Annotated in this window: 4 protein-coding genes; 2 read left to right on the plus strand and 2 right to left on the minus strand. The window is 63.6% G+C overall.

What is annotated here, in order from left to right; translation table 11 throughout:
• The first annotated feature begins 523 nt into the window (after nt 1-523).
• Both murJ and KA354_25065 read left to right on the plus strand, forming a co-directional pair.
• On the plus strand, nt 524-2,098 hold the full coding sequence (gene murJ, locus KA354_25060) for a murein biosynthesis integral membrane protein MurJ (protein MBP7937919.1): 1,575 nt from the start codon (nt 524-526) through the stop codon (nt 2,096-2,098).
• A 123-nt stretch (nt 2,099-2,221) separates the two neighbouring features.
• On the plus strand, nt 2,222-3,058 hold the full coding sequence (locus tag KA354_25065; protein ID MBP7937920.1) for a hypothetical protein: 837 nt from the start codon (nt 2,222-2,224) through the stop codon (nt 3,056-3,058).
• Between the two features lie 25 nt (nt 3,059-3,083).
• Here KA354_25065 and KA354_25070 read toward each other — a convergent pair whose 3' ends face one another.
• Together KA354_25070 and KA354_25075 are read right to left on the minus strand one after the other, a co-directional pair.
• A complete protein-coding gene (locus KA354_25070; GenBank protein MBP7937921.1) occupies nt 3,084-4,256 on the minus strand; it encodes a hypothetical protein in 1,173 nt (390 codons plus the stop codon).
• A gap of 109 nt (nt 4,257-4,365) precedes the next feature.
• A partial coding sequence (locus KA354_25075; protein ID MBP7937922.1) for a glucose-6-phosphate isomerase occupies nt 4,366-4,992 on the minus strand: 627 nt, incomplete at its 5' end.

Here is a 4,992-nt window from a genome sequence, read left to right on the forward strand (position 1 = left end):
CCTCCACGCCGAGCCCGTAAGCGCGGGCGCCCCGAGAGGTACACACAAACCGATCGCTCGTTCGGAAGTACGAGCCGATCACCCCACCTCACCGCGGATGGGCAGGCTGTCGCACCCCCGGCTGGCCACGCGAGATACGGGTATGCACCTGAAATCGTCCCTCAAATGAAAGATAATCGGGTCCGGTCCGCCTATAATAAGGCAAGAGAACGTGAACCAAATCGCCGACTGGGCGTACAAGAGAACAGAGCGATTCGGTTGATGATCTCCCTGGCCTCTTCCCTTTCCCACAGGGATGTCCGCATCTTGGCCGAGATGCGGACATCCCGTTTTTGTAGGTGCAACCGCCTGCATGCCCTGGGGCTGATCGAGGAGACGCGCCGCGCGGCAGGCTCCAACTGCTGGCGATGATCCAGAAACACACTTCGATCGGGGCGAAGGGCCCGCGGGCGGTCCGCAGCCATCGCAGGATCCCCGAGGTAACTCCCCCAGCCGGATCCTACGACAGGCCGCTTGTTCGCCCATGCGGTGGACAGTATTCTCTCCGCCCATGTCCGTCTCGGTTCTGAAATCGGCCCGAATCATCAGCGCCCTCACCCTGGTCTCGCGCATTCTCGGGCTCGGGCGCGATATGCTCTTCGCCTACGTCTTCGGGGCCGGCTGGGTCATGTCCGCCTTCACCGTCGGATTCCAGGTCCCCAACCTGTTCCGCCGGCTGTTCGGGGAAGGGGCCCTGTCCGCCTCCAGCATTCCGGTCCTGACCGATCAGCTCCATCGCGGTGGACGCGAAGCCGTCGACCGGTTGAGCGGCAGGGTGATGGGACTGCTCCTCGTCGTTCTCGTGGCATTGACCCTGGTCGGCGAACTGGTCGTCCTGGCGCTGTGGCCCCTCGTGGAACCCACCGACCGCAATCTGCTGACACTCAGCCTCACCGCCGTCATGCTGCCCTACATGGTTTTCATCTGCGCCTCGGCCATCCTCGGCGGCATCCAGAACATCTTCGGCCAATTCGCGGTACCCGCGGCCAATCCGATCTTGCTGAACGTGTTCGAAATCGTCGCCATGCTGGTGACCGTCCGGGTCTTTGCCAGGAACAACCTGGTACCCCAGGCCTACGTTTTGGGCATCGTTGTCCTGTTCACCGGCGTGGTTCAACTCACCTGGCAATGGACCGCGCTGCGCCGCACCGGGCTGCGCCTGCCGCTGACCATCGATACGCACGATGAATGCGTGCGGACCATCGCCCGAACCATGGTCCCAATGACCATCGGCCTGAGCGCCATCCAGATCAATGCTTTTCTGGACAGCCTGATCGCGTACGCCTTCGTCACCTCGCACGTCGGCGGCCCGGCCGTACTTGGCTATGCCCAGCGGCTCTACCAGTTCCCACTCGGGGTCTTCGCTATCGCCCTGGCCACCGCGATTTTCCCGGCCATGACCCGGCATGCGGCCGTAAACGATCTGCCCGGACTCTCCAACACCCTGGCCCGGGGCTTACGCATCGTCATGTTCGAGGGGCTGCCCTGCACGGTGGGCCTCATTCTCATCCGCGAGCCGCTGGTCCAGGTGCTCTTCCAACGTGGCCAGTTCAGCGCCGTGGACACGGTCCGGGTGGCGAACACGGTGATCACCTTCGCCGCCGGCATCTGGGCCTTCGGGGCAAACCAGATCGCGGTCCGGGCCTATTACGCCATCAAGGACCCGATGACGCCGCTGCGTATCGCCGGGGGCATGGTCGCCGCCAACCTGGCCCTCAACCTGATTCTGGTGTTTCCCCTGGAGGAGCCGGGAATCGGTTTGGCAACCACCATCTGCGCGGTGATTCAGGATGGTCTGCTGATCTGGTTCCTGAGCAAGCGCTTGCCGCACATTCCCTGGCGAGAAATCCTGGCATCCACCGGGCGGTCCGCGGCGGCCACAGTGGTCATGGCCTTGGCGGTGCTCAGCGTGAACCGGCTCTTGAGCGACTGGCAGGCTTACGCCCATTCCTCGCTGCTGAAGGTGGCGTTTCTGACCCTCACCGGACTACTGGCCTTCCTGGCCGGCGCCCGATTGGTCCGCTGCCCCGAGCTTGATGAGGTACTCCACCGACATTAGCTATTTCACAGGCGGCGGACGGCGATCCTCACCCCATTCAATTGACTCGTCCGCCGCGCTCGGTATCTTGGCGGCCGTGAGGTTGGCGCCCCGGGAGCATTCGGGACTGTCACGGAGACCGCGATGAAGAGCATCTACATTGTGGAGAAGACGCTGCCCTTGGCCTGGGAGAAGGCCGTGCTGGCCTGTTACGCCGATGGCGACCGCTACCCGACGCAGTATGACAAGCCCGGCGACCCCAACAGCCGCGACGTGATCGCCTTGATTCACGTCACCGAGCCGCTTTCGGACCCGCGCATTCACCGGGCGTTTCCCGGCGGGCTGGAAGACCTCGAGAAATACCGGGCGGAGGTCCTCTACGGCGTCCACGACCATTGGATCGCCCCTCAGGAGGGCAAGTGGGAATACACCTATCACGAGCGGTTGTTCGCGTACGATGTGCCCGGGCTACCCGAGCGGATTGACCAGATCGCCGGATGCGTCAACCTCCTCAAGACGTGCGGCTTCACCCGCCGAGCCCAGGCGGTGACCTGGAAAGCCTGGGCCGACCTCGGCATCCACGACCCCGCCTGCCTGCAACGCATGTTCTTCCGGGTTCAGGACGGACGGCTCAATATGCACGTCCACATGCGCAGCAACGACGCTTTCAAGGCCGCGTTCATGAACATGTACGCCTTCGTCGAGCTCCAGGCCGAAGTCGCCCGCCAGGTCGGCGTCCCGATCGGCGAGTACTGCCACATCGTGGACTCGTTTCATATCTACGGCAGTTACTTCCAGGAGTTCGAGGGCTTCCTCAAGATGGTCGAAGCCCGTTCACCTGAACAGCGGGTCTGGCCCTGGTCACACGGGCTGTCCATGTTCATCGAAGGCTGCAACACGCTCCTGGCCGAGGAGGACATGCCCGAGCCGAAGAAACGGCTCGTTCGCCAACGCCTGGCAGAGCTGCAGCGGGCAGGCTGATCTTCCCTGGTCGAGCCGTCACCGCCTAGCCCGCTTCGCGCCGGGCGTAGCGTGTGGCCTGGTGAATCCACTCCAGACGGGACAGCGGAATCAGGCCATAGTTGTAGATGTTGACCGACCGGACCCCCAGCTCGACGGCTCGCTTCACGGCGGCGACAAGCAGGTCCGGTCCACTGCACGGCGGTGTGCACGCGCTGAGGCCCAGTTCCACCCGCTCGGGGCTACCACCCTCCTCGACCGCAGCCTGGACCAGCTTGTTGAGCACCTCCAGATCGGCATCGTAAAAGATCGGCAGCAGGGCATCGCAGTGCGGGGCAATCGCGGCGAAGTCGGCGGCCGACCAGAATCGGTCTCCGCTCCGGTGCATCACCAGCCGGGAACGGCACGACGTCTTGAGCAGCTTGATCAGCGAGGTGATCTGGCCACACCGCCAGGCCGCGAAGTCCTCCAGAAGCGGTTCCGCGTCCACCAGTTCCTCGATGCCCTGCCCGATCGGCTCGTCGCCGATCAGCACCCGGCCCAGGTATCCCTCGACCAGGGCCACAATTCTGGCGGCGTCGAGCCCGTCGCGGGAGCAGCCTTGCCGACACGATTCGCACAGGCATAGGCCGCGCAGCCAGTCGCCCGCCAATCCGAAATCGACGCCCATCTTGTCGTGGAAATGGGTGTGAAGGTCGGCTGGAAACGTGGCCCGCTCCAGTTCGATGGTCTCGAACGGGTAGTTGTGGGTCAGGTCCTCGATCATCCCGCGGAGATACTCGCGGACGTCCAGGTTGACCGGGCACAGCCAGTTGGGACTCAGCTGGCCGAAAGCGCCCTTCACCGCGCAGCCCGGATACCGTCCGACCACGACTGAACCGTGCGTGCCCACCAGCCAGCCCCGAAGGCTCATCCCTCGTTTGACGCACGCCTCCCCAACTGCGGCAAGCGGGTTCCCCTTCCGGAGCCAATCCGCGGGAACCGGCCGCATCCGCGTCGACGCGTAGTGAGCCGCGTTGGGCTGAAACTGGGCCCCGCCAGCAGAGCGGAATCGCCGCGACTCAACCGGCCCGTGCGGCCGGAGCTGATCGGCACTGTGGTAGTTGACCGCAACCGAGATGCCCGTGGCCCCGGCCTCACCCTTGAGGCGGTCCAGAACGTCGCCGATCCCTTCATCGACCAGATCCCACAGGTAACACCACAGGTTGGTTCGGAACATGAGCTAAAACCGAAACAGAAACAAGAGCCATCGGCACGCGGCCATCAGCACTCGGCAACACCCGCATGGCCGATCGCCAACCGCTGACCACTACCCTCATCACTCATGGCTACTTCCCGATCTCCTTGGGCGGCTCCTCATAGCCCTTCCGACCCATGAAATGGAAGGTAAGTCGCTTGCCGAGTTCCACCGCCGGCTGATCGTAAGGATCGATGCCGTACAGCTTGCCCATGATGGGAATCACCGCTTCGTACAGGTAGAGGAACTGGCCCACGGTATGCTCGTTCACGCGCGGAAAATGAACGCTGAGCGACGGTCGCTGGCTGGCGAGCAAGGCGAGTTCGGTCGCGTTCTTCTCCGCATTGAGGAGCCCGCCAAGCGTCCCTTTCTCGCTGCGGCCGAGGTACTGCATGGCCTCGATGCCGTCGAAAGCCTTGGGAATGCGTGGATCGTTGGGGAAGCTGTCCACCTGCAAGAACGTGAAGACCTTGTCGTTGGGTCCTTCGCGATAGAGCTGAACCTGGGAATGCTGGTCGGTTGCCCCGAGGGCCTTGATCGGCGTCGGCCCGACGCACTTGCCGTCGTTGGGCCGGATCTTGCCCAGGCTCTCGGCGTAAAGCTGGCGGTACCAGTCGGCCAAATCCTTGAGCTGCTGGCTGTAGGACATCATGACGTGCATGGGTTTGCCGCGCTGCTCGTAAAGATAGTGAATCATGGCGATCCGGGCGGCGATGTT

The sequence above is a fragment of the Phycisphaerae bacterium genome (assembly GCA_018003015.1).
Lineage (GTDB): Bacteria > Planctomycetota > Phycisphaerae > UBA1845 > PWPN01 > JAGNEZ01.